Source organism: Phenylobacterium sp. (assembly GCF_965284355.1).
Lineage (GTDB): Bacteria > Pseudomonadota > Alphaproteobacteria > Caulobacterales > Caulobacteraceae > Phenylobacterium.
Map to the genome: position 1 here is coordinate 2,730,442 of NZ_OZ260078.1, position 25,685 is coordinate 2,756,126.

Annotated in this window: 32 protein-coding genes; 16 read left to right on the forward strand and 16 right to left on the reverse strand. The window is 70.1% G+C overall.

Translation table 11 applies throughout. The annotated features are described in order from the left end of the window. Positions 1–15: 15 nt before the first annotated feature. On the forward strand, positions 16–633 hold the full coding sequence (locus tag ACQ66R_RS13270) for a trimeric intracellular cation channel family protein (RefSeq protein ID WP_430422680.1): 618 nt from the start codon (positions 16–18) through the stop codon (positions 631–633). A 3-nt stretch (positions 634–636) separates the two neighbouring features. Here the strand turns inward: ACQ66R_RS13270 and ACQ66R_RS13275 are convergent, their stop codons facing one another. The 6 genes from ACQ66R_RS13275 to ACQ66R_RS13300 all read right to left on the reverse strand — a co-directional run bounded on the left by ACQ66R_RS13275 (position 637) and on the right by ACQ66R_RS13300 (position 5,321). Further along, positions 637–1,074 carry a GFA family protein gene (locus ACQ66R_RS13275; RefSeq protein WP_430422682.1) on the reverse strand — a complete coding sequence of 146 codons (438 nt, stop codon included), beginning with the start codon at positions 1,072–1,074 and terminating at the stop codon, positions 637–639. Continuing rightward, entirely contained in the window at positions 1,071–2,423 is a 1,353-nt protein-coding gene (gene mtaB, locus ACQ66R_RS13280; protein WP_430422684.1) for a tRNA (N(6)-L-threonylcarbamoyladenosine(37)-C(2))-methylthiotransferase MtaB, read from the reverse strand. Before mtaB ends, ACQ66R_RS13275 begins: the two co-directional genes overlap by 4 nt. Next, complete coding sequence (locus ACQ66R_RS13285; RefSeq protein WP_430422686.1) at positions 2,420–2,848, reverse strand: hypothetical protein; 429 nt, start codon at positions 2,846–2,848, stop codon at positions 2,420–2,422. The genes mtaB and ACQ66R_RS13285 overlap by 4 nt, the downstream gene beginning before the upstream one ends. Next, positions 2,845–3,669, reverse strand: coding sequence for a diaminopimelate epimerase (gene dapF, locus ACQ66R_RS13290; protein ID WP_430422688.1), 825 nt, complete (start codon positions 3,667–3,669; stop codon positions 2,845–2,847). The genes ACQ66R_RS13285 and dapF overlap by 4 nt, the downstream gene beginning before the upstream one ends. 306 nt (positions 3,670–3,975) lie before the next feature. After that, positions 3,976–4,548 (reverse strand): PadR family transcriptional regulator, encoded by a 573-nt coding sequence (locus tag ACQ66R_RS13295; protein WP_430422690.1) that lies wholly within the window; start codon positions 4,546–4,548, stop codon positions 3,976–3,978. A 107-nt stretch (positions 4,549–4,655) separates the two neighbouring features. After that, on the reverse strand, positions 4,656–5,321 hold the full coding sequence (locus tag ACQ66R_RS13300; protein ID WP_430422691.1) for an O-methyltransferase: 666 nt from the start codon (positions 5,319–5,321) through the stop codon (positions 4,656–4,658). Positions 5,322–5,411: 90 nt separating this feature from the next. Here ACQ66R_RS13300 and ACQ66R_RS13305 point away from each other — a divergent pair, with 90 nt between their 5' ends. Then, entirely contained in the window at positions 5,412–6,044 is a 633-nt protein-coding gene (locus ACQ66R_RS13305) for a TetR family transcriptional regulator (RefSeq protein ID WP_430422693.1), read from the forward strand. 2 nt (positions 6,045–6,046) lie between these two features. Here ACQ66R_RS13305 and ACQ66R_RS13310 read toward each other — a convergent pair whose 3' ends face one another. Further along, the gene (locus ACQ66R_RS13310; RefSeq protein ID WP_430422694.1) at positions 6,047–6,943 is read right to left on the reverse strand and encodes a LysR substrate-binding domain-containing protein; all 897 of its coding nucleotides are present in this window, start codon (positions 6,941–6,943) and stop codon (positions 6,047–6,049) included. 154 nt (positions 6,944–7,097) lie between these two features. On the opposite strand from ACQ66R_RS13310, the gene ACQ66R_RS13315 reads away from it, so the two are divergent. Next, positions 7,098–7,655 carry a peroxiredoxin gene (locus tag ACQ66R_RS13315; RefSeq protein ID WP_430422696.1) on the forward strand — a complete coding sequence of 186 codons (558 nt, stop codon included), beginning with the start codon at positions 7,098–7,100 and terminating at the stop codon, positions 7,653–7,655. Positions 7,656–7,823: 168 nt separating this feature from the next. Further along, positions 7,824–8,360 (forward strand): carboxymuconolactone decarboxylase family protein, encoded by a 537-nt coding sequence (locus ACQ66R_RS13320; protein ID WP_430422698.1) that lies wholly within the window; start codon positions 7,824–7,826, stop codon positions 8,358–8,360. Here the strand turns inward: ACQ66R_RS13320 and ACQ66R_RS13325 are convergent. Then, positions 8,357–9,814, reverse strand: coding sequence for a PLP-dependent aminotransferase family protein (locus ACQ66R_RS13325; protein ID WP_430422700.1), 1,458 nt, complete (start codon positions 9,812–9,814; stop codon positions 8,357–8,359). The two genes, ACQ66R_RS13320 and ACQ66R_RS13325, sit on opposite strands and share 4 nt — an antisense overlap. Before the next feature lie 95 nt (positions 9,815–9,909). Between ACQ66R_RS13325 and ACQ66R_RS13330 the strand changes: the two genes are divergently transcribed. After that, on the forward strand, positions 9,910–10,116 hold the full coding sequence (locus tag ACQ66R_RS13330; RefSeq protein WP_430422702.1) for a hypothetical protein: 207 nt from the start codon (positions 9,910–9,912) through the stop codon (positions 10,114–10,116). Further along, entirely contained in the window at positions 10,113–10,835 is a 723-nt protein-coding gene (locus ACQ66R_RS13335; RefSeq protein ID WP_430422704.1) for a pyridoxamine 5'-phosphate oxidase family protein, read from the forward strand. Before ACQ66R_RS13330 ends, ACQ66R_RS13335 begins: the two co-directional genes overlap by 4 nt. Here the strand turns inward: ACQ66R_RS13335 and ACQ66R_RS13340 are convergent. Further along, positions 10,805–11,332, reverse strand: coding sequence for an SRPBCC family protein (locus tag ACQ66R_RS13340; protein ID WP_430422706.1), 528 nt, complete (start codon positions 11,330–11,332; stop codon positions 10,805–10,807). The two genes, ACQ66R_RS13335 and ACQ66R_RS13340, sit on opposite strands and share 31 nt — an antisense overlap. Positions 11,333–11,345: 13 nt before the next feature. Next, entirely contained in the window at positions 11,346–12,197 is an 852-nt protein-coding gene (locus ACQ66R_RS13345) for a glutamate racemase (RefSeq protein WP_430422707.1), read from the reverse strand. A gap of 137 nt (positions 12,198–12,334) precedes the next feature. On the opposite strand from ACQ66R_RS13345, the gene ACQ66R_RS13350 reads away from it, so the two are divergent. Beyond that, positions 12,335–13,696: an alpha/beta hydrolase family protein gene (locus tag ACQ66R_RS13350; RefSeq protein WP_430422709.1), complete on the forward strand. Its 1,362-nt coding sequence runs from the start codon at positions 12,335–12,337 to the stop codon at positions 13,694–13,696. 12 nt (positions 13,697–13,708) lie between these two features. On the opposite strand, the gene ACQ66R_RS13355 is transcribed toward ACQ66R_RS13350, so the two are convergent. After that, positions 13,709–14,245, reverse strand: coding sequence for a methylated-DNA--[protein]-cysteine S-methyltransferase (locus ACQ66R_RS13355; protein WP_430422711.1), 537 nt, complete (start codon positions 14,243–14,245; stop codon positions 13,709–13,711). Here ACQ66R_RS13355 and ACQ66R_RS13360 point away from each other — a divergent pair. The 4 genes from ACQ66R_RS13360 to rimM all read left to right on the forward strand — a co-directional run bounded on the left by ACQ66R_RS13360 (position 14,244) and on the right by rimM (position 17,314). After that, positions 14,244–14,579 carry a hypothetical protein gene (locus ACQ66R_RS13360; RefSeq protein WP_430422713.1) on the forward strand — a complete coding sequence of 112 codons (336 nt, stop codon included), beginning with the start codon at positions 14,244–14,246 and terminating at the stop codon, positions 14,577–14,579. The two genes, ACQ66R_RS13355 and ACQ66R_RS13360, sit on opposite strands and share 2 nt — an antisense overlap. A gap of 166 nt (positions 14,580–14,745) precedes the next feature. Then, positions 14,746–16,272: a signal recognition particle protein gene (gene ffh / locus ACQ66R_RS13365; protein WP_430422715.1), complete on the forward strand. Its 1,527-nt coding sequence runs from the start codon at positions 14,746–14,748 to the stop codon at positions 16,270–16,272. A 25-nt stretch (positions 16,273–16,297) separates the two neighbouring features. After that, positions 16,298–16,777: a 30S ribosomal protein S16 gene (gene rpsP / locus ACQ66R_RS13370; protein ID WP_430422717.1), complete on the forward strand. Its 480-nt coding sequence runs from the start codon at positions 16,298–16,300 to the stop codon at positions 16,775–16,777. Positions 16,778–16,789: 12 nt separating this feature from the next. Continuing rightward, the gene (rimM, locus tag ACQ66R_RS13375) at positions 16,790–17,314 is read left to right on the forward strand and encodes a ribosome maturation factor RimM (protein WP_430422719.1); all 525 of its coding nucleotides are present in this window, start codon (positions 16,790–16,792) and stop codon (positions 17,312–17,314) included. 42 nt (positions 17,315–17,356) lie between these two features. Here rimM and ACQ66R_RS13380 read toward each other — a convergent pair whose 3' ends face one another. The 3 genes from ACQ66R_RS13380 to ACQ66R_RS13390 form a co-directional block, all read right to left on the reverse strand. Then, positions 17,357–17,758 (reverse strand): endonuclease domain-containing protein, encoded by a 402-nt coding sequence (locus ACQ66R_RS13380; protein ID WP_430422721.1) that lies wholly within the window; start codon positions 17,756–17,758, stop codon positions 17,357–17,359. 109 nt (positions 17,759–17,867) lie between these two features. Beyond that, positions 17,868–18,734 carry an acyl-CoA thioesterase gene (locus tag ACQ66R_RS13385; RefSeq protein WP_430422723.1) on the reverse strand — a complete coding sequence of 289 codons (867 nt, stop codon included), beginning with the start codon at positions 18,732–18,734 and terminating at the stop codon, positions 17,868–17,870. A gap of 93 nt (positions 18,735–18,827) precedes the next feature. After that, positions 18,828–19,718, reverse strand: coding sequence for an acyl-CoA thioesterase (locus ACQ66R_RS13390; protein ID WP_430422725.1), 891 nt, complete (start codon positions 19,716–19,718; stop codon positions 18,828–18,830). A gap of 83 nt (positions 19,719–19,801) precedes the next feature. Here ACQ66R_RS13390 and ACQ66R_RS13395 point away from each other — a divergent pair, with 83 nt between their 5' ends. From ACQ66R_RS13395 to rplS, 3 genes are read left to right on the forward strand one after another with little or no spacing between them, the layout of a single operon-like run. Then, complete coding sequence (locus tag ACQ66R_RS13395; RefSeq protein WP_430422727.1) at positions 19,802–20,398, forward strand: hypothetical protein; 597 nt, start codon at positions 19,802–19,804, stop codon at positions 20,396–20,398. Positions 20,399–20,437: 39 nt separating this feature from the next. Then, positions 20,438–21,190, forward strand: coding sequence for a tRNA (guanosine(37)-N1)-methyltransferase TrmD (gene trmD / locus ACQ66R_RS13400; RefSeq protein ID WP_430422729.1), 753 nt, complete (start codon positions 20,438–20,440; stop codon positions 21,188–21,190). Further along, on the forward strand, positions 21,187–21,591 hold the full coding sequence (gene rplS / locus ACQ66R_RS13405) for a 50S ribosomal protein L19 (protein WP_430422731.1): 405 nt from the start codon (positions 21,187–21,189) through the stop codon (positions 21,589–21,591). The genes trmD and rplS overlap by 4 nt, the downstream gene beginning before the upstream one ends. A gap of 81 nt (positions 21,592–21,672) precedes the next feature. Here the strand turns inward: rplS and ACQ66R_RS13410 are convergent, their stop codons facing one another. Further along, the gene (locus ACQ66R_RS13410) at positions 21,673–22,080 is read right to left on the reverse strand and encodes a GFA family protein (RefSeq protein WP_430422733.1); all 408 of its coding nucleotides are present in this window, start codon (positions 22,078–22,080) and stop codon (positions 21,673–21,675) included. Beyond that, complete coding sequence (locus ACQ66R_RS13415; RefSeq protein WP_430422735.1) at positions 22,077–22,982, reverse strand: LysR family transcriptional regulator; 906 nt, start codon at positions 22,980–22,982, stop codon at positions 22,077–22,079. The genes ACQ66R_RS13410 and ACQ66R_RS13415 overlap by 4 nt, the downstream gene beginning before the upstream one ends. 86 nt (positions 22,983–23,068) lie before the next feature. Here ACQ66R_RS13415 and ACQ66R_RS13420 point away from each other — a divergent pair, with 86 nt between their 5' ends. Then, on the forward strand, positions 23,069–24,076 hold the full coding sequence (locus tag ACQ66R_RS13420) for an NAD-dependent epimerase/dehydratase family protein (RefSeq protein WP_430422737.1): 1,008 nt from the start codon (positions 23,069–23,071) through the stop codon (positions 24,074–24,076). Between the two features lie 160 nt (positions 24,077–24,236). Continuing rightward, positions 24,237–25,679 (forward strand): 3-isopropylmalate dehydratase large subunit, encoded by a 1,443-nt coding sequence (gene leuC, locus ACQ66R_RS13425; RefSeq protein ID WP_430426295.1) that lies wholly within the window; start codon positions 24,237–24,239, stop codon positions 25,677–25,679. Positions 25,680–25,685 lie beyond the last annotated feature (6 nt).

The window sequence follows — 25,685 nt, forward strand, 5'->3', positions numbered from 1 at the left end:
CGCATCAAGGGGACGATGCCGCCCATTGAAACCGCCCTCACCGTGCTGGACTACGCCGCCGTGGCGGTCTTCGGCGCGTCGGGGGCGCTGGCGGCGGCGCGGGCCCGGCACGACATCATCACGTTCGGCTTCTTCGCGGCCGTGACCGGCGTCGGCGGCGGCACGCTGCGCGACTTGCTGATCGACGCGCCGGTCTTCTGGGTGGCGCGGCCGCAGTACATCGTCGTTTGCGTGGCCGCGGCCGTGGCGGTCTGGATGCTGGGGTGGGGGCGCAGCCGCGACCGCCTGCTCCTCTGGTCGGACGCCCTGGGCATGGCCGCCTACGCCAGCGTGGGCGCGCTGAAGGCCACGTCGCTGGGCGTGCCACCCGTCTCGGCGGTGATCATGGGGGTGCTGACGGCCACCTTCGGCGGCGTGATCCGCGATGTCCTGGCCAACCAGCCCTCGGTGCTGCTGCGTCGTGAACTCTACGTGACGCCGGCGCTGCTGGGCGCGGCCGTGTTCGTGGGGCTGCACGCGATGAGCCTGCCGCTGGCGGTGAGCGGCGGCCTGGGTTTCCTGGCGGCGTTCAGCGTGCGCGCCGGGGCCATCCTGTTCGGCTGGCAGATGCCGGGGTTCCCGGGGCGGGCCTGACCGTCAGGTATCGTGGTCGGGGTGCTGCAGGCTCTCGATGCTGGCCAGGTGGGCGGCCGCGCGAGGTTCGGTCGGTTCATGCACCGGCAGGCCCGGCAGGTCGTCGACCCACGGCAGCTTGCTGGCGCTGCCCAGCTGTTCGGTAACCCGCACGGCGGCCGGATCGTCCAGCACGCCGATCGCCAGCGCCACCGGCCCGGCCACGTGCTCCCAGGTCAGCGGCGTGCCGCACGCCTCGCAGAAGCCGCGCCAGACCTTGTTCGAGCTCTGGAAGCGGCGGCGCTCGCCGCGGGTCCAGGTCAGGCCCTCCGCACCCACATAGGGGCCGAACAGCCCGCCGGTGGCCTTCTGGCACATCCGGCAATGGCAGATGCTGGCCTCGCCCAGGGCCTCAGCCCGGAAGCGGATCGCGCCGCACTGGCAGCCGCCGGTGATGCTCATGCCGCTTCGGCCTCCAGCACGGTCGCCAGGACGCGGCGGCCGTCGTGGCTCGTGACGCGCAGGGCCGCCACCTCGCCCACCGTCGCCTCGCCCGAGAAGGCGATTTCGGTGAAGTCTTCGGCGCGGGCCACGCCGGGCCGTTCGACCAGCCCGTTCAGGGTGCGGCCGACCTGGGCGGCCAGATGCCGGGCCAGGGCCGCGTCGCCGGCGGCGCGCAGGCGCGCGGCGCGGGCCTTCACGGCGTCGCCCTTCACCTTGGGCATCCGCGCGGCCGGGGTCCCTGGCCGGGCGCTGAACGGGAAGACGTGCAGGAAGGCCAGTCCGGCCTCCTCGACGAGCCTGAGCGTGTTCTCGAACATCGCCTCGGTCTCGGTGGGGAAGCCCGCGATCAGGTCGGCGCCGAAGGCGGTGTCAGGCCGCACGGCGCGCACCTCGGCCACCAGCTTCAGCGCGTCGGCGCGCAGGTGGCGGCGTTTCATGCGCTTGAGGATCATGTCGTCGCCGGCCTGCAGCGACAGGTGCAGGTAGGGCATCAGCCGTGGCTCTTCGGCCAGGCAGCGCAGCAGGTCGGCGTCGATCTCGGCCGCATCGATGGACGACAGGCGCAGGCGCGGCAGGTCGGGGACCAGTTTCAGGATCCGCGCCACCAGCTGGCCCAGGGTGGGCTGACCGGGCAGGTCAGCGCCCCAACTGGTCACGTCCACGCCGGTCAGCACGATCTCGCGATAGCCCTCGGCGGTCAGGCGGCGCACCTGCTCCACCACCTCGCCGGCCGGCGCCGAGCGCGAGTTCCCGCGGCCGTAGGGGATGATGCAGAAGGTGCAGCGGTGGTCGCAGCCGTTCTGGACCTCGACATAGGCCCGCGCCCGATCCTTGAGGCCGTCGATCAGGTGCCCCGCTGTCTCGCGCACACTCATGATGTCGTTGACGCGGACCCTCAGGGGTTCCGCCCCTGGAGGCATAACCTGAGGCGCGTAGGAACCCGCCTGACTCTTCTCGGCATTGCCCAGGATCAGGTCCACCTCGGGCATGGCGGCGAAGGCGGCGGGGTCGATCTGGGCCGCGCAGCCGGTGACGATCAGCCTGGCGCCGGGCCGCTCGCGCCGCGCCTTGCGGATCGCCTGGCGCGCCTGGCGCACCGCCTCGTTGGTGACGGCGCAGGTGTTGAACACGACCGCGTCGCTGAGCCCGTCCTCGGCCGCGCGCTTGCGGATGACCTCGCTCTCGTAGGCGTTCAGTCGGCAACCGAAGGTAACGATGCGCACGTCCCCGTCGCCAGTTGAGGCGTCGCCGGCCGTGGCGTCGGCGGCGAAGTCGGGATCGAGGGCGTCGGGCGTCACGTCCTTCATGGCTGACGGCTCAGGTCCTGGCCGACAGCCGTGGGCGCGCTGCCGGTGGCCGGATGCGGACCATAGGTGCGCACCACCATGTTGAACATCGTGAGCAGGATCCACGGCACGATGTAGACGATCGCCCGCGAGGCGCCTGTGCGGGGCGGGGCCTTGGTGGCGAGCCACGCGGCGTGTGCGCCGACCGCCAGGGCCAGGACGGCCGCGCCGATCAGCAGTCCGTTCTGGCCGAGGTCGTCGGCGACCGCCGGCCACCGATGAAGCGCCTCGGGCAGGGCGAACGCGCCCAAGGCCATGAGGGCGCAGAAGGCGGCGAGGGTGCGCCAGGCGCCCACGTAGGCATAGCCGGTGGGCGCGAAGAGCGCGTTCAGGATCAGCGCCAGCCACCAGCGCCGCGGCCGTCCCTCCGCCGGGGCCTGACTCACGGCAGCTCGCCCGCGAAGTCCACGGCCGCGGGGCCGGTCATCACGACGTGGCCGTCCCCCCGCCACTCGATGAACAGCTCGCCGCCGTCCAGCACCATCGTCGCGTGACGACCGACCAGGTCGCGGCGCGAGGCGGCCACCAGGGCGGCGCAGGCGCCGGTGCCGCAGGCCTTCGTGAGGCCGGCGCCGCGTTCCCAGACGCGCAGGCGGATACGGTCGCGCTCCAGGATCTGAGCGAAGCCGACATTCACGTGCTCGGGGAACAGCGGATGTGTCTCGACCGCGGGGCCGATCTTTGCGATCGGCGTCGCCTCGACGTCAGGGACGAAGAACACGACGTGCGGATTGCCCATCGAGACGCAGCCCGGAGGCGCCATGACATCGGCGTGGTGGTAGAGCGCCACGTCGAGGGACGCAGTGTCCTGCGCCGAGGCCAGCGGAATCTCCTGCCAGTCCAGTCGCGGCGGGCCCATGTCGACGCTGACCAGCCGATCGCCCGCGCGAGTGGCCACCAGCCGGCCCGCCTGGGTGTCGATCACCGCCTGGTCCTTGCCGGTGGACTGCATCAAGAGCCAGCCGACGCAGCGGGTCCCGTTCCCACAGGCGCCGACCTCTTCGCCGTCGGCGTTCCAGAAGCGCACGCGTGCATCGGCGTCGGCCTCAGATTTCTCGATCACGATCAGCTGGTCGCAGCCGACGCCGGTCTTGCGGTCGGCGATCGCGCGCACCTCGTCCGCCGTCGGATCGAAGGGACCGGACCGAGTCTCGATCACGACGAAGTCGTTGCCGAGGCCATTCATCTTGAGAAAGGGGCGCGTCATGGGCCGCGGTATATAGGCGAAACCGAGCGGCGCCGCACCTGCGGGGGTCTGGAAGCACGAAGCGGCCCAACACCCCGGCCCGCGCAGCGGCTATTCGATCCTTGGAAGGATAGAACCACGGAAGGACACGGAAAACACGGAAGGTGAAGCCGCGCTTCCGTGTCCTTCCGTGTTTTCCGTGGTTCTCAAACCCGTACGGCGCCGCTTCGCGGCCTCTGAGGCGAACCGCCTCTTCGTTCCGTGGTTCCCAAAGAGAAGGGCCCCCGCGCGAACGCGGAGGCCCAGGGCGAAGAGCGTCGGGGAGGATCAGCTCTTTTCGATTTCGGCGGCGGTGTCGTCGATCATCTGGACGATGCGGTCGAGCTGCTCGGCGGTCACAGGGCGTTGCATGCGGTTCTTGAGCGCCATGCCCAGGTTCATCATCGCGCGGCCCACGCGGGGGCGGCCGGGTCCGGCGTGGCGGGCCGCCTCCTCCATCCGGGCGAACAGGCCCTCGACGGCGGTGCGGTGCTTGTCGAGTTCGGCCTTACCCGCATCGTTGATCTGGTAGAGCTTGCGTCCGGTCTCGCCGCCGGCCTGAACGACGAAGCCTTCGTCCTCCAGCAGCGACAGCGTCGGATAGACAACGCCGGGCGAGGGGCGGTAGGCGCCGCCGGTGCGCTCCTCCAGTTCCTTGATCAACTCATAGCCGTGGCGCGGCTGCTCCTCGAGCAGCGCCAGCACGACGAAGCGCAGGTCTCCATGCTCGAAGAACCGGCCGAACCGGCGATGGCGACGCTCGCCACGCTCGCCGTGACCCTCACCATGGCGGCCCATGCGGCCGCCCCAGCCGTGCCGGCTGCGATGAAGTCCGCGCTCGTGGAAGAAGTGTCGGTGCATGTGTGTTTTAGACTCCTTTAGATATGTCTAAATTTTAGATACATCGAAATCGGTTTCGGCCGCAAGCGGTTTTTAGATACAGTCGAAATCGTATCGAAGACGGGCTCTCAGCCGAGCCGCATCGACAGTTCGACGTCCTCGCCGAAGGGGATCGACAGGTAGCCGTTCGACGGCAAGCGCACGCGCGCCAGGTACTCCGGGCAATGGTCGGCGTTGTCGGCCACGATCAGCGCGCCGGGCCGCAGACGGCTTTCCAGCAGGCTGAGGATGTCGCTGTAGAGCGCCTTGGCCCCGTCCAGCAGGACGAGGTCGATGGCCTCGGGCAGATCGGCCGCCAGGGTCTGCAGCGCGTCGCCCTCACGGATCTCCACGAGGTCGGCGACCCCGCCGTCGGCCAGGTTCAGACGCGCCCGGGCCGCCTTCGACGGCTCGAACTCAGTGGTGATCAGCCGCCCGCCGCCGTTGTCGCGCAGCGCGGCGGCCAGGTGCAGGGTCGACAGGCCGAACGACGTCCCGAACTCGACGATCGACCGCGCGCCGCCGCTTCGGGCCAGCATGTAGAGCAGGGTCCCGGTCTCCCGCGAGACGGGCAGCGGATAGTCCTTCAGGGCCGCGTACAGGACGGCGTAGTCGGCCTTGCTCTGCATCAGGCGCGCGCGTTCCTCGGGCGGCACGGACGCGAAGGCCGGGCTGTCGGCCGGCGAGGCGGCGTCGGCCTCTTTGAACAGGCGCGCCAGCAGCGGCGCGACCGGGACGGTGGTCAGGGTGGTCATGGGCAAACTCCGGTCCAGGCGCGTCCTTGCGCCGACCGGAAAAATGCGACTAATTCGTCGCGTTCGATATTCGCATTGCCCGCGAGCGCCATGACCGGCCGCCCAAGCCCCCGAATTTCCTCGCGAAAGACGCCGAAGCAGGCGCGCTCAACGGAGCTGGTCGCCGCGATCCTGGAGGCCGCGGCTCAGGTTCTCGCGAAGGAGGGCGCCCAGCGCTTCACGACCGCGCGGGTCGCGGAGAAGGCCGGCGTCAGCGTGGGGTCGGTCTACCAGTACTTCCCGAACAAGGCGGCGATCCTGTTCCGGCTGCAGACCGACGAGTGGCGCGAGACCACTGACCTGCTGCGCGAGATCCTGGGCGACCGCAGCCGAACGCCCCCCGAACGCCTTCGCGCGCTGGTCCACGCGTTCATACGCTCCGAATGCGAGGAGGCCGACATGCGCGTGGCCCTGAGCGACGCCGCCCCGCTCTACCGCGACGCGCCTGAGGCGAAGTCGGTTCGCCTGGCGGGCCACGAGACGGCCCAGGCCTTCACGCTTGAGGCCCTGCCACAGGCCGACGCGGCGACCCGCGCGCTGGCCAGCGACCTCATCACCACAACGCTCAGCGCAGCGGGCAAGGCCTTCTCCGAAATCCCGCGGACGCCAGACGAGATCACCGCCTACGCCGACGCGATGGCCGACATGTTCTGCGCCTACCTGGAGACGCTTGGGCGACCCTGAGCTCAGACGTCCTTGAGCACCTCGGCCAGCAGGCGGCCCTCGGCGCGGCGGTTCGAGCCGGCGCGCCAGGCCACGACGATCTCCCGCGAAGGATGCTCGGCGTCGATGGGGCGGATCGCGACGTCGGCCGCCTTGGCGAGGCCCGCGCTCACCGCCATGCGCGGCAGGAACGTCACGCCCAGGCCCGAGCCCACCATCTGGACCAGCGTGGGCAGCGAGGTGGCGGTGAACGGCTCCTCGCCGTTGCTGGTCTTGGGCGGCCCCAGCTTGCAGGCTGACAGCGCGTGCTCGCGCAGGCAGTGGCCGTCTTCCAGCAGGATCAGGTTTTCGCGCTCCATCGCCTCGGGCGACGCCGACGCCAGCTTGGCCAGGGGATGGTCGGCCGGCAGCGCGGCCAAAAGCTCGTCGTCGGCCACGTGCGCCCACTCCAGTCCTCCCATATCGAACGGCAGGGCGATCAGGGCCGCATCGAGCCGCCCGGCCTTCAGCTGGGCGATCAGGCGCTGGGTCAGGTCCTCGCGCAGGAACAGCTTCAGCTTGGGAAACTTCTGCCGCAGCAGGGGCAGGGCGCCGGGCAGCAGGAACGGCGCGATGGTGGGAATCACGCCCAGCCGGAAGCGGCCGGTCAGCGGCTGGCCGGCGTTCTTGGCCGCCTCCAGCAGTTCCTCGGCCTCGTTGAGGATGACCGTTGCGCGGCGCAGCGCCTCCTCGCCCACCGGCGTCAGGATCACCCCGGTCCGCGCGCGATCCACCACCGGCGCGCCCAGCGTCCGCTCCAGCTCCTGGATGCCGGCCGACAGAGTGGGCTGGGTGACGTGCGCCGCCTCGGCCGCCTTGCCGAACGCGCCGTGCTCGGCGAGCAGCTTGAGGTACTGGAGCTGGCGGATGGTCGGCAGCATGGCTCACTCGGGTGTCTGCCGTCGACTATAGACGCGTTCTATTCGAATCTCAAAAACTATCAATTGGGACTCTGGGCCGTGACCCCCTATCTCCGCGCCTCGGCAGTCACTCCTCCCCGACCCGCCGACCACAAATCACTAGGAGAGTTTCAGTATGCTGGGTGTTGGCCAGACGCTTCCCGACTTCAAGATCGTGGGTGTGAAGCCCAAGTTCATGCGCCACGAAGAGAACGGCGAGAGCGCGTTCGAGACCCTGACCAAGGACAGCTTCAAGGGTCAGTGGAAGGTCATCTTCTTCTACCCGAAGGACTTCACCTTCGTATGCCCCACCGAGATCGCCGAGTTCGCCCGCCTCAACCGCGAGTTCGCCGACCGTGACGCCGTCGTCCTCGGCGGCTCGACCGACAACGAGCATTCCAAGCTGGGCTGGCGCCGGGAACACCCCGACCTGCACAACCTGGCCATCTGGAACTTCGCCGACAACGGCGGCCAGTTCGCCCGCGACCTGGGCGTCCTGAACCTCGAAGAAGGCGTCGCCCAGCGCGCCACCTTCATCGTCGATCCGGAAAACGTCGTGCAGCACGTCTACGTGACGAACCTCAACGTCGGCCGTAACCCGCAGGACACCCTGCGCGTGCTGGACGCGCTGCAGACCGACGAGCTGTGCCCGTGCAACCGCTCGGTCGGCGGCGAAACGCTGAAGGCCGCCTAACCCGCAAGGCGACGCCGGCCACGCGCCGGCCCTCGCCGCCGCCGGACCCGGCGAGCGCTCTGGCGGCCGCGCTCACACCCGCGGACTGCCAGCTTTGCCCAGGGGCGCGCACGCATCTCCCTCCCCGCTGCGCCCCTGGGCATTTTCTTTCCTTTCCCGGAGACCGACATGTCCCTCGACACCCTGCGCGACGCGCTGCCCGCCTACGCCAAGGACATCAGCCTGAACCTCGGCAGCCTGGCCTCCGAGACGGTGCTGAACGACCAACAGAAGTGGGGCGCCTTCGTCGCCTCGGCTCACGCCCTCGGCGTGCCGGCGGTCGTCACGGCGATCGAGGCCGCCGCCGATGCGGCCGGCCTCTCAGCCGACGCCAAGACCGCCGCCAAGGCCGCAGCGGCGATCATGGGCATGAACAACGTCTACTACCGCTCGCTGCACCTGCTCTCGAACGGCGAGTACAAGACCCTCCCGGCCCGCCTGCGCATGAACATCCTGGCCAATCCGGGCGTCGACAAGGTGGACTTCGAGCTGTGGTCGACCGCGGTCTCGGCCGTGAACGGCTGCGGCATGTGCCTCGACGCCCACGAAGCCGAACTGAAGAAGCACGGCGTTCCGGCCCAGCAGATCCAGGCCGCCCTGCGCATCGCCGCGGTGGTGAATGCGGCCAGCCGGATTATCGCCTCGGAAGCGGCGCTGGCGGCCTAGGTCCCCAGCGCCGAAGCCAGGCGCGCGACGCCCGCGTCCATCCCCTTCGCCGGAAACCCGGTAAAGCCTAGGAGCAGGCCCTGGCGGGGCGGCGAGCCTCGGTACAGCGGGCTGATCGCGCGCGCCATCAGGCCCTTGGCCGCCGCCCGGGCCTCGGCGTCCAGATCCGAGCGGCCGTCCTTCAGATAGGCGATCAGGTGCATCCCCTGGTCAGGGACATCGACGTCCAGGACGTGCCCCAGCCGGCGCGTCAGAGCCTCGGCCAAGGCGTCGCGCTGCCCACGATAGGCCAGCCGGCGGCGGCGGATGTGGGCGGCGAACTGGCCGCTCTCCAGGAAGTCCAGCGTGATGGCCTGGGTCAACGTCGGCGGCTGGCGGTCGGCCAGGCGGCGCAGCGCCGACAGCGGCTGCACCAGCGGACGCGGGGCGACCATGTAGCCCAGGCGGATGCCGGGGAAGAGCGACTTGTTGAAGGTGCCGACATAGATCACCCGCTCGCCGCCATCCAGGCCCTGCAGCGAAGCCAGGGGCGCGCCCTCGTAGCGGAACTCCGAGGCGTAATCGTCCTCGACGATCCAGGCGCCGGCCTGCCGCGCCCAGGCGATCAGCTCCAGCCGCCGACCCATCGACATCGCCAGGCCCAGCGGGAACTGGTGGGACGGGGTCACGAAGGCGGCGCGCGCGTCGGGCGCCGCCTGCACGCCCGCCTGGACGACGAGGCCCGCGCGATCCACGGGCACGAAGCAGGTCGCCGCGCCGGCCGCGTCCAGCGCTTGGCGGGTCTGCAGGTAGCCCGGGTCCTCGAGCCATACCTTGTCGCCGTCCCGCAGCAGCAGCCGCACCGCCAGGTCGACCGCGTGCTGGGCGCCGGCGGTCACGATCACCTGCTCAGGGTCGCAGACCACCCCCCGGGCGGCGCGGACATAGTCGGCGATGGCGCTGCGCAGACGCAGGTCGCCCGCCGGCTCGGCATAGCCGAAATGTTCCGGGCCCAGCGTGCGCAGCGCCCGGCGCGTGGAAACCGACCAGGCGTCCAGCGCGCGGACGTCCATGAGCGTGCGGCCGTTGGAAAACATCTGCGGCGCGGCCGGCTGGGCGGCCACGGGCACGTCGGCCAACTCCAGCGCGCGCGCCGGCAGCCTGGGCGCCGCGGCCGGTTCGGCGCTGCGGCGCGGCGCCTTGAGGTCCAGCACGCCCGACAGATCTTCGGAGACATAGGTGCCCGAACCGGTGCGCCCCTCGGCGTAGCCTTCGGCCAGCAGCTGGTCATAGGCCGCCACCACCGAGGCCCGCGCCACGCCCAGGCGCACCGCGAGGTCGCGGCTGGACGGCAGGCGGCCGCCAGGCTTGAGCGCCCCTGCGTGAATAGCGCCGCGCACCTGGTCGTAGACCTGCCGGATCACGGGGCGGCCCGCCTCCGGCGCGGCCCAGGGGTAGACGTCGGCCCAGCTCATGGCTCCCTCAAGTGGTCTGTCCACAGCGTTTCAAGTGGACCTATTCAGCAGACCACATACGGCGTAGCTCGCCAACCCGAAAGGAGGCGGACCCCATGCCCATGACCCCGAACCTGACGATCGAGACCCTGCGCCGCCTCCTGGTGGCGGCCCTGGCCTATGCGGTGGCGGTCGCCGTCGTCGCGGGCGGCGTGCTGCCGACCGTCCTCAACTCGGACCCGGTGGCGAGGCTCCTCCCCAAGCCGCCGCCGACCGTGGCGCGCAGTCCCCACGCTGCGCCGCTCGTGAGGGCCGCGCTGTGACCCCGCCCCCAGAGGGGTCCGGCGCGGCCTTCACCCCCACCGCCCGTGCGCAGGTGCGGCGCAGGCCGCAGCGCGCGGCTTACGACGAGGCGACCGTCTACGGCATCCTCGACGCCGGAATCATGGCGCACATCGGCTATGTCATCGACGGCCAGCCGTTCGTCACGCCCACGGCCTACTGGCGCGAGGGCCGCAAGCTGTATTGGCACGGCGCGGCCGCCAGCCGGATGCTGGCCACCGTCGCCGAGGGCGCGCCGGTCTGCGTCACGGTCAGCTTCCTCGACGGCTTCGTCGTGGGCCGTTCGGGCATCACGCACTCGCTCAACTATCGCTCGGTGATGGCCTACGGCCGCGCGCGGCTCGTGTCGGACCTGGCGGTGAAGCGTGCGGCCATGGACGCCTTCATCGACCGGCTCTACGCCGGGCGGCCGGTGAAGCTGCGGCCCACGACCGACCAGGAGCTGATGCAGATCGCCGTCGTCGAGATGGAGATCGAGGAGGCCTCGGCGAAGGTGAAGAACACCGGCGTCACCGAAATGGCCGCGGACGAAGGCTGGGCCGGTTGGTTCGGGGTGTTCCCGGTGGAGACCCGGATCGGCGCGGCCCTGCCCGACCCCCGTGTCGATGTCCCGATCTCCGACGACCTGTCGCCCTATGCGCCCGGACGCCGGCTGGATGAGGCGCTGGCCTACGGCGCGGGCTTGCCGGTCTCGACGTAGCGTTTCAGCCGGCCGACCGCTTCACCCAGCACGCCGTCGATGGCCGGGGCCGCCGAGACGACGAAGTCGCGCGCGCCGCCGACATGGTAGGTGACGGTCAGTTCGGTCCCGCCGTCCCTGGCCTTCAGGTTGAACGCCAGCGCCGCGCCGACGCCCTCGTCCTGCAGCGGCCCCAGCGCGGCGTCCACGCGCACCAGCGTGTTGGGCATCACGGCTTCGACCACGCCGTGACGCACGCCGCCGCCGGGCAGCGCCTCGCAGAAGCAGGCGTCGGGGCGGAGCGGCATCGTCATGTTGGCGGCCTTGCCCGAGTACGTGTGGGCGTCGCTCCACCAGCGCCCGATCTCGCCGATGGCCTTGAACACCCGGTCGGGCGGGGCGGTCACCTGCTGGGCGAATTTCAGGCGAAAGCCATACGCGCCCTTGTCGACGACCTCGGCCCGCGCGGCGCCGGACAGGGAAAGCGCGGCCAGCGCCGCCAGCGTCCAGACCCGCATGTTTCGCCTCCCGCTAGACCGGCTCGAAGCTTAGCGGTCCGCCCCAGAAGGTCTCAACCAGGCTGTTCTGCGCGCCGGGCTGACCGGTGGTGAGAAAGCGACGAACGGCGCCGGTTCCCGGCTGGAACTCGGGATGCCGGGCGAAATAGCGCTCCAGAGCGTCGGCGGTGGCGTCGGGCTGGCGGATCAGAGGCGTGCCCGGCGGCAGCGCGGCCTGGAACAGGTCGGCCACGATCTCGTAGTGGGTGCAGCCCAGGATGGCGCGGTCCGGCGGCCGTCCGATGCGGGTGGTCAGCGCCTTGACGTGGCCCGCGATCACCTTTGCTAGCTCGTCGCGCGGCGCGTTCTGCTCGATCATCCGCGCCAGGTCCGGGCAGGGCTCGGAGAACACCGCCACATCCTGTCGGCGCTTGTCGATCTCGATCTCGTAGACCCGGCTCTTCGCGGTCGCCGGGGTGGAGAAGACGCCCAGGATCTCCAGCTTCTCGGCCTTCTCTTCCTTCCACTGGGCCTCGTGCTCCCAGGGCAGCCCAGTGGCCGCCTCGATGGTGGGCACCACGATCCCCAGAACGTTCAGGGGCCGCCCCACCTCGCGTCTGTAGCCGGGCAGCCACGTCTGCTGCAGGCGACGGAGCGCCACGGAGGCTGCGGTGTTGCAGGCGAGGACCACGATATCGCAGCCCGCCTCGAACAGGCGAACGCAGCCGGCCTTGGTCAGTTCGACGATCTCCTCGCCTGGCCGTCCGCCATAGGGCGCATTGGCCTGGTCGGCGAGATAGATGAAGTCGGCCTGGGGAAACCGGTCCACAAGGCGGTGGTGGACAGTCAGGCCGCCCACGCCGGAGTCGAACACACCGATGCTCATGCCCCGGTGTTAGCGAGCGCCGCGGGGCCTGTCGACGGCGGGTCCGTGGAAGGCGCCGGACCCTGGCGCCGCCTGCGTCGAAACTGCACGGCGGCTCGCTAGGCCTGTGCGGACATTCCGAAGGCGGGGAGGGATGATTGTCGCCGATCGATGGGGTTCTGCTGGCGGGCCTGCTCGCCGCCGCCGCCTGGCGGCTGGCCTGGCCCGGACGCTGGCGACCGACAGGACCGTGGGTCTGTCTCGCGCTCATGGTTCTGGCGTTCGCTCAGGCGTTCTGGCTGGGCTTTACCTGGCAGTTCGTCGGCGGCTATGCGCTGCTCATCGCGCTCGTCCTGCCATGGCGCGCCAGGCGCCGCGGGAGCCGGCTGATCGGCGCCGTCGGACTGGCGGGGCTGATGCTGGCCGCCCTGGGACCTTGGGCGATCCTGCCGTCGCCTGATCTTCCCGCCCCACGAGGACCTCACCCGGTCGGCTCGACGATCTATCGCTGGGTCGATGGCGGTCGCGCCGAACTCGCGACCCCTGACGCCGCCGATCGACGCCACGTGATCGCCCAGGCCTGGTATCCGGTCGCCTCGGCGCGCGGGCGGAAGGTCGCCTACATGGACGGGCTGGGCCGGCTGCCGGGTTCGGTCTACGGCCTGCCGCGCTTCATCTTCCGGCGGTTCGGCGAGACCGACACCCATGCCGCCCTCGACGCCCCGGTCTCCGCGGCCCAGGCCCGCTGGCCGGTGGCGATCTTCTCGCCCGGCTATGGCGCCCCGCGCGCTGTCTACGCCGGCCTCCTGGCCGACCTCGCCAGCCGGGGCTACGTCGTGATCGCCCTCGACCACCCGTATGAATCAGCGATCGTCCAGCTAGCCGACGGCCGCGTCGTCGGCCCGGCGTCTTTCAGGGCTCGCGGCGACACCGGCGTTCCGCACATGGAGCGTCAGGTTGTCGTGCGGGCGGCCGACGTCCGCTTCGTCCTGGATCGCCTCGTCCGTGGCGACAGCCTCGGACCGCTGTCCGGGCGCCTCGACCTGACCCGTGTCGCCGCGATCGGCCACTCGTTCGGCGGCGCCACCGCCGTGCTGACGGCCAGTCAGGACGCCCGGATCCGCGCCGCCGCCGACATCGACGGCATGCTGTACGGCGACGTGCGCGGCGCCGGCCTCAGAGGCCCGCTCCTTCTCCTCGAGAGCGGCGGCACGCAGCAGATGCCGCGCTATGCCCGGGCGACCCGCGCGGTCATGGCCGAGGTTCCCGCCGGCGGATGGCGCTTTGCGATCGGCGGCTCGAACCACCTGAGCTTCACCGACACCGAGCGGTTCCTCAGCCCGCCCTCGCGTTGGCTCGCCGCCCGCATGATTCACGGCCCGCGCGGCGCGGCCGACACCCAGGCCGTCACGGTGGATATCCTGGACGCTTTCCTGAGCGGTCCGCTGAAGGGCGAGCCAACCGACGCGTCCGCCGCCGCCGCCCGCGCGCGAGACGTCCGGAGCGGTCGCGAACGCTAGGCGAGGCCCTTCCTAGCCGAACAGGTCGGCCTGGGCGGCGGCCTTCGCGCCCTCGATGGCCAGCAGCTTCATCTTGGTGTTGACGCCGCCGCGGGCCGAAAAGCCGCCGGGCTTGCCGCCCGCCGCCGTCACGCGGTGGCAGGGTACGACGATGGGCCAAGGGTTCTTGCCCAGCGCCTGGCCCACGTCGCGCGCCAGCAGCTTGTCGCCCAGCTGCACGGCGATCTCGCCATAGGTCAGGGTCTCGCCGGGCGGGATGGCGCGGGCGATATCATAGACCTTCGCGTGGAACTCGGGCGTCCGCGACAGGTCCAGCGGCGCCCCGGACAGATCGGCCTTCTCGCCGCGCATCAGGGCGCGGATGCCTTCGACGGTGGCGGCGATCCGGTCGGGAACCTGGGCTTCTGTCGCCTCGGGGAAGCGACGCAGGAAACCGCGCCGCGCGGTGTCGGCCTCGGGCTCAGGCAGATGGCAGGCCACGAGACCGGCGTCGTTCCAGGCGACGCCGGCGACGCCGATGGCGGTGTCGAACAGGGCGAACTGGGTCATGCTCCGCAAGATAGGTCAGTTCGCCGGCGAGCGCTGGCGGCTTTCGGACATCGTTGAAGGAGGGCAGATGCCCCGCCTCGCCTACGTGAACGAGCAGGCCGGGGAGGCCAGGGTGGTCATCCAACCCTGGGCGCACGCCACCCGCGTCGCGCCGGGCGGACGGATCGACATCGTCTTCGATACGAAGGGCGTCGCCGACCCGGAGATCCGGATCGCGCACCGGGCCGAGGGCGAGGTCGAGATCGTGCTGCGCGTGAACCTGGTGTCGATCTCGGGCGACGGCGTCGAGGGGTTCAAGCTGGCGAGCGATGGCGTTCGACCCCCACTTCCTTGACCTAACAGCGTCTTTCGCCCATAAGCCCGCGCTTCCGGCGCCAACCTCGGTCAGCGCCCTCTACCGCCACGACCCCCACACCTTATGTGGGACGAGGGCGGCGAGGCCCCCCGTCCACGCAATCGTGCACGGGGGTCGACTGCGTTTGGGCTAAAGGAGTTTTGCGTTGTTTGACGCGCTGACAGATCGGCTTTCGGGCGTATTTGACCGGCTCTCCGGCAAGGGCGTGCTGTCCGAGAAGGACGTCGCCGAGGTGATGCGCGAGATCCGCGTCGCCCTGCTCGAGGCCGACGTCGCGCTGCCGGTCGTCCGCGACTTCATCGCCAAGGCCACCGAGGCCGCGACGGGCGAGGCGGTGATCCGCTCGGTGCGTCCCGCCGATCAGGTGGTGAAGATCACCTACGACGGCCTGGTCGATATGCTGGGCGGCGGGAAGGAGCCTGAGGGGCTCAACATCTCGCTGAACCCGCCCACCGTGATCCTGATGGCCGGCCTGCAGGGCTCGGGCAAGACCACCACCGCCGGCAAGCTGGCCCTGCGGCTGGTCAAGGACCGTAAGAAGGTCCTGCTGGCCTCGCTCGACACCCGCCGTCCCGCCGCCATGGAGCAGCTGGGCATGCTGGCCGAGCAGGCGGGCGCCAACTTCCTGCCGATCGTCCAGGGCCAGGCTGCCCCGGACATCGCGCGCCGCGCCATGCAGGCGGCGAAGCTGCAGGGCTTCGACATCCTGATCCTCGACACCGCCGGCCGCACGACGGTCGACGAGGCGATGATGTCCGAGGCGGCCGAGATCGCGAAGATCTCCAACCCCTCCGAAACGCTGCTGGTCGCCGACGCCCTGACCGGTCAGGACGCGGTGCGCACGGCCAAGGCCTTCCATGAGCGTCTGCCGCTGACCGGCCTCGTGCTCACGCGGGCCGACGGCGATGGCCGCGGCGGCGCGGCGCTGTCGATGCGGGCCGTCACCGGCCTGCCGATCAAGTTCCTGGGCGTGTCGGAAAAGATCGACGGCCTGGACGCCTTCGACGCCGAACGCGTGGCCGGCCGCATCCTGGGTCGCGGCGACGTCGTCGCCCTGGTCGAGAAGGCCGCCCAAGAACTCGACATGGCCCAGGCCGAGGCCACGGCGCGCAAGCTCGCCAAGGGCCAGTTCGACCTCGACATGATGGCCGACCAGCTCAAGCAGATGAAGCGCATGGGCGGCATGGAAGGCATGATGGGCCTGCTGCCCGGCGTGCAGAAGATGAAGAAGCAGATCGCCGAGAGCGGTCTGAACGACAGGATGTTCGACCGCCAGGTGGCGATCATCTCGTCGATGACCAAGCAGGAGCGGAAGAAGCCCGACATCCTGGCCGCCTCGCGCAAGCGCCGCATCGCCGCCGGCGCGGGCGTCGACGTGGCCGAGGTGAACCGCCTGCTGAAACAGCACCGCCAGATGGCCGACGCCTTCAAGGCGCTGTCGAAGAACGGCGGCAAGGGCTTCGGCCAGATGGCCAAGATGCTGGGCGGCGGCAACATGGACATGGGCAAGATCGCCCAGATGACCGGCCAGCCCGCGCCCACGCCCGAGCAGATCGAAGAGATGCAGTCGAAGCTGAAAGGCCTCGGCGGTCCCGGCGGAGCCGGCGGTTTCAAACTCCCCGGACTGGGCGGCGGCGGCCTCCCACCCGGATTCAATCCCTTCAAGAAATAGCTTTCAGACCAAGGACTTAAGACAAATGCTGAAGATTCGTCTCGCCCGTGGCGGCGCCAAGAAGCGCCCCTACTACTCGATCGTCGTCGCCGACAGCCACTCGCCCCGCGACGGCCGTTTCATCGAGAAGGTGGGCTCGTACAACCCGCTCCTGAAGAAGGACGACCCGAACCGCGTCGTGCTCAAGCAGGAGCGCATCGCCGAGTGGATCGCCAAGGGCGCCCAGCCGACCGACCGCGTAGCCCGTGAACTGGGCAAGCTCGGCATCGTGAAGTGGGAAGCCGGCAACAACCCGACGAAGGCCGAGCCGGGCAAGAAGGCCAAGGAACGCGCCGAGGAGAAGGCCCAGAAGGAAGCCGACCGCGCCGCCGCCGCCGCCGAAGCCGCCGCCAACCCGCCGCCGGTCGAAGAGCCCGTCGCCGAGGAAGCCCCGGCTGCCGAAGCCGCGGCTGAAGAGGCCCCGGCCGCTGAAGCCCCCGCCGCCGAAGGCGAAGCGCAGGCCTGAGGCTGACGACGGATGGGCGCTGACTCCGACAACACGGGCGGCCTCATCCAGGTGGGTCGCGTCGCGGGCGCCTTCGGGGTCCGCGGCGAGGTCCGCATCACCAGCTTCACGGCCGAGCCGCTGGCGCTGGTGGACTACAAGACCCTGGTGCGTGAGGACGGCTCGCCCGGCCTCACGCTCACCTCGGGACGCGCGACCAAGGGCGGCGTCGTCGTCCGCGCGAAGGAAATCGAGACCCGCGAGCAGGCCGAAGCCCTGCGCGGCCTCAAGCTGTTCATTCCGAGAGACCGCCTCCCCGAGCCCGAGGAGGACGAGTTCTACGTCACCGACCTGGTCGGCCTGACCGTGCAGACGGCTGAGGGCGAGGTGCTGGGCGTCGTGAAGGCCGTCCAGGACTTCGGCGCCGGCGATCTGCTGGAGATCGCCCCCGCCGCCGGCGGCGCAAGCTGGTACCTCCCCTTCACCCGCGAGGCCGTGCCCGAGGTCCGGATCGCCGACGGCGTGGTTGTTGCGGTGCCGCCGGAAGAGGTGGAGTAGCTTTCCCTCCCTTAATGGGGAGGGACAGATCGCCGAAGGCGATCAGGGTGGGGAAGTGTGAGCCAAGCGCTGCGCTGCGCGTCTGGCGCCCTCCGTCATCGACGCAGCTTCCAGCGTCCCGACAATCTGATCCATCACCCAATCGAGTTCGTACCGCACGTCGCTGGCCCAGACTCGAAGCACCCGAAAGCCGTGTCGCTCCAGGACGCGGTCTCGAACGGCGTCGTGATCAGCCTGCCGGTCTTCGCCGTGCTGATACCCGTCGACCTCAATGACGACGCGGCGGGCGTAGCAGACGAAGTCCAGGTAGTAGCCCTTGAACGGCGCCTGACGTCGGATGTGGAAGCCCCGCTCGCGCAACCGCTTGAGCCGGCTCCAGAGGATGACCTCCGGCTCGCTCATGGCGCTGCGCATCTGCCGAGCGCGGTCGTGTTCGGGCCTCATGACCTATCATGTTCTTTATTTGTTCCGACCACAAGCGCTGAGATTGTGCCCGGACTTCCCCACCCTGCTCGCCTTCGGCGAGCTGTCCCTCCCCATTAAGGGAGGGAAATCAGGCCTTAAGCTTTCTCATACGCATCAGGCCTTCCTGGGCGCAGCTGGCCACCAGCGCGCCGTCCGAGGCGCGGTAGATGTAGCCCAGGTTGAAGCCGCGGCCGCCCGACGCCGAAGGGCTTTCCTGGGCGTACAGGTGCCACTCGTTGAAGTCGGTCGGGCGGTGGAACCACATCGCGTGGTCCAGGCTGGCCGACTGGAAGCCGGGGGTGCGCCAGGACACGCCGTGCGGGCGGATGGCGGTGCCCAGCAGACTCATGTCTGACGCATAGGCCAAGATCACCTGATGCATGTGCTGGTCCGCGCCGATCGGGTGGCGGGCCCGGAACCAGACCTGCTGGTTGGGCTCGCGCGGGTCGGGGGCGGCGCTGTCGAAACGGCCGCCGACGGTGCGCATCTCGATGGGCTGCTCCCGGTCGATCCAGTCCTCGTCGTCAGGGGCGAGGGCGGCCAGGCGCTTCCGCACCGCCGAGTCGTCCTCGACCTCGTCCCAGGGCGGCACGACGGGCTGGTCGGACTGGTGCTCATAGCCGTCCTCGGCCACCTGGAACGACGCGGCCAGGTTGAAGATCTGCTGGCCGTGCTGGACGGCGATGACCCGCCGGGTGGTGAAGCTGCCACCGTCGCGCGAACGGTCCACCTCGAAGACGATCGGCACCTTCGGGTCGCCGGGCCGGATGAAGTAGCAGTGCAGCGAGTGGCAGATGCGGTCCTCGACCGTCTCGTAGGCCGCCAGCAGCGATTGCGCGATCACCTGGCCGCCATAGATGCGGTGCCGCTGCTCCTTGTCGGGCGTCGTGCCGCGGAAGAGGTTCACCTCGAGACGCTCCAGCCCGAGCGTCTCGGCGAGTGTCACTTGGTCCATGGGGCGCCCGTAATGCTGCAACTGCGAAGGCGTTGCGCTTACGCCTGTGCCGGAAGCGGAGCAACCCTTCCCTCCCCACAAGGGGGAGGGGAATCACTTCGCCGGCTTCATCCGCATCAGGCCTTCCTGCGCGACGCTGGCGACCAGCGTGCCGTCCTCCGCGAAGATCTGCCCACGGATCAGGCCGCGGCCGTCCGAGGCCGAGGGGCTGTCGTGGACGTAGAGGTGCCACTGGTTGAAGTCGGTCGGTTTGTGGAACCACATCGCATGATCCAGCGAAGCCGACTGGAAGCCCGGGGTCTGCCAGTGGACGCCGTAAGGGCGCATCGCCGTCGACAGCAGGTTCATGTCGGACGCGTAGGCCAGGATCACCTGGTGCATGTGGGCGTCGTCGCCGATCGGCGTGCGGCAACGGAACCAGTTCTGCGACACCGGCTCCTTGGGCTTGCCGTCCAGCCAGTAGGTGCGCGCGTCCTGCGAGCGCATCTCGATCGGCGGCATCCGCGACAGCCACTTCTTCGCTTCGGGCGGCGCGTTCTTCATCATCTCGCGCATGACGTCCATCTGGTCGGGGAGCTTCGACCAGTGGGGCCCCTTGGGCATCCCGGCCTGATGGAAGAAGCCCTCCTCCGGATCCTTGAACGAGGCGGCCAGGTTGAAGATCTGCTTGCCCCGCTGCACAGCCACCACGCGTCTTGTCGTGAAGCTGCCACCATCGCGGCTACGATCGACCTCGAACACGATCGGGACGGTCGGGTCGCCGGGGCGGATAAAATAGCAATGCAGCGAGTGGCAGACACGCGCCTCGACGGTCTCATAGGCCGCGAGCAGCGACTGGGCGATCACCTGGCCGCCGAAGATGCGCCCGGGCGAGTTGTCGGGCGTGGTGCCGCGGAACAGGTTCTCCTCGATCCGCTCCAGCTGCAGCGTTTCGACCAGGGTGTCGTCCTGGCCCTCGGTCTCGGGAACTTCCGTCTGGCTCATGGCCGCCGCTTACGCGGCGGCCCGGCGCGGGGCAAGATGTTGCTTCCGCGGACGAAGCCGCCACATCCTGCGGCATGGGGGAGATGAGCGTCACCGACAGGCCGATCTGGCGCACGCCGCTCGCCGTGGCGATCGTCGCCTGGATGGTCATGGCCCTGTCCGTGACCCTTGCGGCCGCGCGCCTGATGGAGGTGACCCCCGAGGGTTCGGCGCCCATCGTCATCGCCGCCATCTACATCGTCCCGCCGCCGCTGCTGCTGGGCTGGAGCTTCTGGGCGATGCTGCGCGAACCGGTGACGGGCTGGCTGGCGCCCACCGTGCTGATGACGTTCGTCGGCGGCTTCGTGCCGCTGTTCCAGCCGCTCTTCCAGACGGGCGTTCGGCTGAACTTCGAGCAGCGTCGTCCGGCCTACGAGGCGATCGTGGCCGATGCTCAGGCCGGTCGGCTGGTGGGTGTGGGCAATCCGCAGGGCTGGGTGACCGGCGAACGCGGCGACATCCGCTTCCGCTATCGCCCGACCGACCCCGGATTCATCGACTTCGTCTGGACTCGCGCCTACGGCTTCCGCGCCGGCGTCCTCTACGACGACACCCCCTGCGTGGCCCGCAAGGGCTACAGTTGCCTCTCCCGCGGCGACCCTCTGGACGCCCGGTATTCGTACTACGCGCGGGTGTTCTGAGACTTGACGCCGGGACCTTGAGCAGCGCTCAAGACCGCCATGTCGTTCGACTGCACAGTCCTCACCATGTTCCCGGACGCGTTTCCGGGGCCGCTGGGCGTCTCCCTGATCGGGACGGCGTGGCGAGAGGCCGCGCTTTGGACGTTGGAAACAGTGGACATTCGGGCCTTTTCCACAGATAAGCGCGGCTTCCTCGACGACACCCCTGCGGGTGGCGGTCCGGGACAGGTGATGCGGGCGGATGTGATCGCCTCTGCGCTCGATAGCGTGGAGCGGCGCGGACGCGCGCTTTTGTACATGAGCGCCCGGGGTCGCCCCCTGACCCAGGCGCGCGTGAAAGAGTGGGCCCAGGCGCCTGGGCTGATCGTCCTCTGCGGGCGGTTCGAGGGGGTGGACCAGCGGGTGCTCGACGCCCGGGGGTTCGAGGAGGTCTCCGTCGGAGACGCGGTGCTCGCCGGTGGCGAGGCGGCGGCGATGGTGGCGATCGAGGCGTGCGTACGGCTGGTCCCGGGTGTGCTGGGGCAGGCCGAGAGCTTGAGTGAAGAAAGCTTCGAGGACGGGCTCCTCGAGCATCCGCAGTACACGCGACCGCGGGCGTTCGAAGGCCACGACATCCCCGAGGTGCTGCTGTCCGGGAACCACGCGCATGTTCGCAAGTGGCGCCAGGATCAGCGGGAACAGACCACGCGCGAGCGGCGACCCGATCTCTGGGCCGCCAGGACCGCCAATCAACAGGCAAAGGGCGCCCCTCCGGGAAAAGAGGGCAAGCCCAGTAAGGATGAAGACCGATGAACGTGATCGAACAGCTCCGTAAGGAAGAAGCCGACCGCCTCCTGGCCGCCCGCAAGGTTCCCGAGTTCCGTCCGGGCGACACCGTGCGCGTCAACGTGAAGATCAAGGAAGGCGAGCGCGAGCGCGTCCAGGCCTACGAGGGCGTCTGCATCGCCCGCGCCGGCCAAGGCGTCGATGAGAATTTCACCGTCCGCAAGATCTCGTTCGGCGAGGGCGTGGAGCGGGTGTTCCCGATCCTGTCGCCGATGATCGAGTCGATCGAAGTGAAGCGCCGCGGCGTCGTGCGTCGCGCCAAGCTGTACTACCTGCGCGACCGTCGCGGGAAGTCGGCCCGGATCGCCGAGCGCCAGATGTCGGCCCGTCCGACGGCCGAAGCGGCCGCCGAGCCCGCCGAAGGCTAAGCCCGAAACCAGGCTACGAAATTCAGGCGGCGGCTGGAGCGATCCAGCCGCCGCTTTGCGTTCGGGGTATTCCCGCGTCCCCTAAGGGCGGGGCACATAGCTCTCGACGTCCTGGTCGAGGCCGTCGTCCAGGCTGAGCCAGGCCACCTTCGCCGACGTCCAGATGTGGACCGTAGGCGTCAGCGCATCGCGGTCGTCACAGGTGGCGACGCCCACGCCGATCCGCGCCGGCGCGTCGTTCGGGCAGCTGAACAGCGGCGTGCCGCAACGGGCGCAGCTGCGGCGCACGACCCGCGGCGACGTCTGCGCGCGGGTGGTCTCGCCGGACCATTCGAACGCCTCGGCCAGGAAGATCGCGCGGGCGAAGAACGGCGCGCCGGTCCAGCGCTGGCACAGCCGGCAGTGGCAGACCCGAACATTGGCCGGCTCCGACGTCGCCCGCCACCGAACCTGGCCGCACAGGCAGCCGCCCTCGTAGGGCGCGCTCACGCCACATCGCCGGCGTAGGCGGCGAACTCTTTCGCCAGATGGTCGAACATCAGGCGCATGCGCGGCGACCCGCGCAGCGTCTCGTGCATGCAGATCCAGATGGGCAGGGTGAACCCGAACAGCTCCGGGGCGACGGGGACGAGGCCCGATCGGCGCGCGATCTGGATCTGGCACACCCCGATGCCGACGCCGGCGCGCATCGCGGCCAGCTGGGCCACATCGTTGTCGGTGCGATACGAGAAGAGATCGCGGGTCACGGGCCGGTCCAGGCCGCCGCCGATGGCCAGGCCATCGACGATCTCGGGGAAGGCCCGGTCGAAGCCGATCAGGGTGTGCTTCTGAAGGTCTTCGAAACTGGTCGGGACGCCGTGCGCCTCCAGGTACTCCGGCGTCGCGTGGAACCCCAGCCGTAGGTCGCCCACCTTCTTGGCGACGAGGCTGTTCTGGGTGGGACGCGCCATCCGCACGGCCACGTCGGCGTCGCGACGGGTCAGGTCGGCGTTCTTGTTGTCCAGCGCCAGTTCGACGTCGATGCCGGGGTGGGCCCTGCGGAAGCTGGCCATCATCGGCGGGATGACCTCGATGCCCACGATCTCGCTGACCGTGACGCGCACCACCCCGCCCTCGCCGCTGACCAGCCCATCGATGTCGCGCGCGGCGGTCGCGGCGGCGGCGGCCATGTCGCCCAGGTGCTGGCGGAAGGCCAGGGCCAGGTCGGTGGGTTGCAGGCCGCGCGGGCTGCGCAGGAACAGCGGCGCCCCCAGCTGGCGCTCCAGCTGGTCGATGTGTCGGCCCAGGGTGGGCTGGGTCAGCCTTCGGATACGCGCGGCGGCCGAGAAGCTGCCCGCTTCCAGCACCGCGTGAAGGCTTTGCAGAAGGTCCCAGTCGGGCGTTGCGGCCATACGAGAACGAATATCTGTTCTGCGGGCAAAGGCAATTCCGTCGGGCCGTGTCCGGGCGCACCTCTGATCGACAAGAGGAGCCCGCCATGACCACACCCCGCCAAGCTCTCGTCATCGGCGCCACCGGCGGCGTCGGCGGCGCGATCGCCGATCGCCTGCTGGCGGACGGCTGGCAGGTGCGCGCCATCAATCGCGATCCCGCCACCGCCGCGCAGCGTTCGGGTCGTTCGGGCCTGGAGTGGGTCCGCGGCGACGCCATGGTCCAGGCCGACGTCGTGGCGGCCGCCCAGGGCTGCGAGATCATCGTCCACGGCGCCAACCCGCCCGGCTACAAGAACTGGGCCGGCCTCCAGATGCCGATGATCCGCAGCACCATTGCCGCGGCTCAGGCCACGGGCGCGCGCATCCTCTTCCCGGGCACGGTCTACAACTATGGTCCCGACGCTTTCCCGCGCATCGACGAGCGCTCGCCCCAGACTCCGCGCTCGCGGAAGGGCGCGATCCGGGTGCGGATGGAGCAGGCGCTGCGCGATGCCGGCGTCCCGGTCCTGATCGTCCGCTGCGGCGACTTCTTCGGCCCCCGGCCCGGCAACAACTGGCTGAGCCAGGGGATCGTGCGTGCGGGGCGCCCGATCACCTCGGTGATGGCGCCGGGGCCGATGGATGTCGCCCATACCTGGGCCTATCTGCCCGACGTGGCCGAGACCTTCGTGCGCCTGCTGGACACCGACCTCGGCGCCGTCGAGGTGGTCCAGATGAAAGGCCATGAGATCACCGGGCGGGAACTGGTCGCGGGCCTCGAGGCCGCTGCGGGCCGCAAGCTCAAGGTCAACCGGCTGCCCTGGCCGGCGCTGATGCTGGCGGCCCCGTTCAACGAGAGCCTCCGCGAGATGCTGGAGATGCGCTACCTCTGGAACGAGCCCGTGCTGCTGGACGACACCGCCCTGGTCGCCCGCCTGGGCGCCGAGCCCCGCACGCCCCTGGTCGAGGCCCTGCGCACCGCGCTGGCCGGTCAGTCTTCCCTCCCCGTCGGGGAGGGACAGCTCGCCGGAGGCGAGCAGGGTGGGGGAGTGTCGATCCTCCCCGCCATCTGAGTCGGGACCACACTTCCCCACCCGGGCGGCTGCGCCGCCTGCCCCTCCCCGACAGGGAGGGAAGGGCGCGGCGCTTGGGGAAGAATTTTGCGCCGATCTCAACCCCGATGCGGCGCCGCAGCACTAGACTTGCGCCCGGGGGCCGACCTACATGCGGCCCATGCCCGGCAAGACCCTTTACGACAAGATCTGGGACGCTCACGTCGTCGACACGCCTGAAAGCAAGGGCGGGGGGGACGGCGAGGCGATCCTCTACATCGACCTGCACCTGATCCACGAGGTGACCACCCCGCAGGCGTTCGCGGGCCTTCGCGCCAACCGCCGCGCGGTGCGCCGCCCCGACCGTACGCTGGCGGTGGCTGACCACAATGTGCCGACCGAGGGCCAGGCCCTGGGCGTCGACGCCGTCGCCGACGAGGAGGCCCGCCTGCAGCTGCAGACGCTGGGCAAGAACGTCGAGGACTACGGGATCGAGTACTTTCCGATGGGCGATATCCGCAACGGCATCGTCCACGTGGTGGGGCCCGAACAGGGCCGCACCCAGCCGGGCATGACCATCGTCTGCGGCGACAGCCACACCTCGACCCACGGCGCGTTCGGCGCCCTCGCGCACGGGATCGGCACGTCCGAGGTCGAGCACGTTCTGGCCACCCAGACGCTGCGCCAGAAGAAGGCGAAGAACTTCCGCGTCCGCATCGAGGGCGAGGCGGCGGCGGGCGTCGGCGCCAAGGACTTCGCCCTGGCCGTGATCGGCGAGATCGGCACCGCCGGCGGCACCGGCTATGTCATCGAGTACGCCGGCTCGGCCGTGCGGGCGCTGTCGATGGAAGGCCGCATGACGCTGTGCAACCTCACCATCGAGGGCGGCGCGCGGGCGGGCCTGGTCGCGCCCGACGAGACCACCTTCGAATACCTCAAGGGCCGCCCCGCCACGCCCAAGGGCGGCGGCTGGGAGATGGCCCTCAGCTACTGGAAGACCCTGTTCACCGATGACGACGCGGTGTTCGACCGGGAGGTCGTCATCGACGCCGCCGCCATCGCGCCGACCGTCACCTGGGGCACCAGCCCCGAGGACGTGGTCGCGGTGACCGGCAAGGTGCCCTCGCCCGACAGCTTCGCTACGCCCGACAAGCGCGCCTCGGCCGTCCGGGCGCTCGAGTACATGGGCCTGGAAGCCGGCCAGCCGATCACGGAGGCGAAGATCGACGTGGTCTTCATCGGCTCGTGCACCAACAGCCGCATCGAGGACCTGCGCATCGCCGCGAAGATCGCCGCCAAAGCCTTGGAGGGTGGCCGCCAGGTCGCCCCGGGCGTCCGCGCCATGGTCGTTCCGGGCTCCGGCCTCGTGTCGGCCCAGGCCGAGCAAGAGGGCCTGGACGAGATCTTCCGGGCCGCCGGCTTCGAATGGCGCGAACCGGGCTGCTCGATGTGCTTAGGGATGAACCCCGACCGTCTGACGCCCGGCCAGCGCTGCGCGTCGACGTCCAACCGCAACTTCGAAGGCCGCCAGGGCCGCGGCGGCCGCACCCACCTGATGAGCCCCGCCATGGCCGCCGCCGCCGCCATCGCCGGCCACATCGTGGACGTGCGCGACTATCTCTGAGGAGCT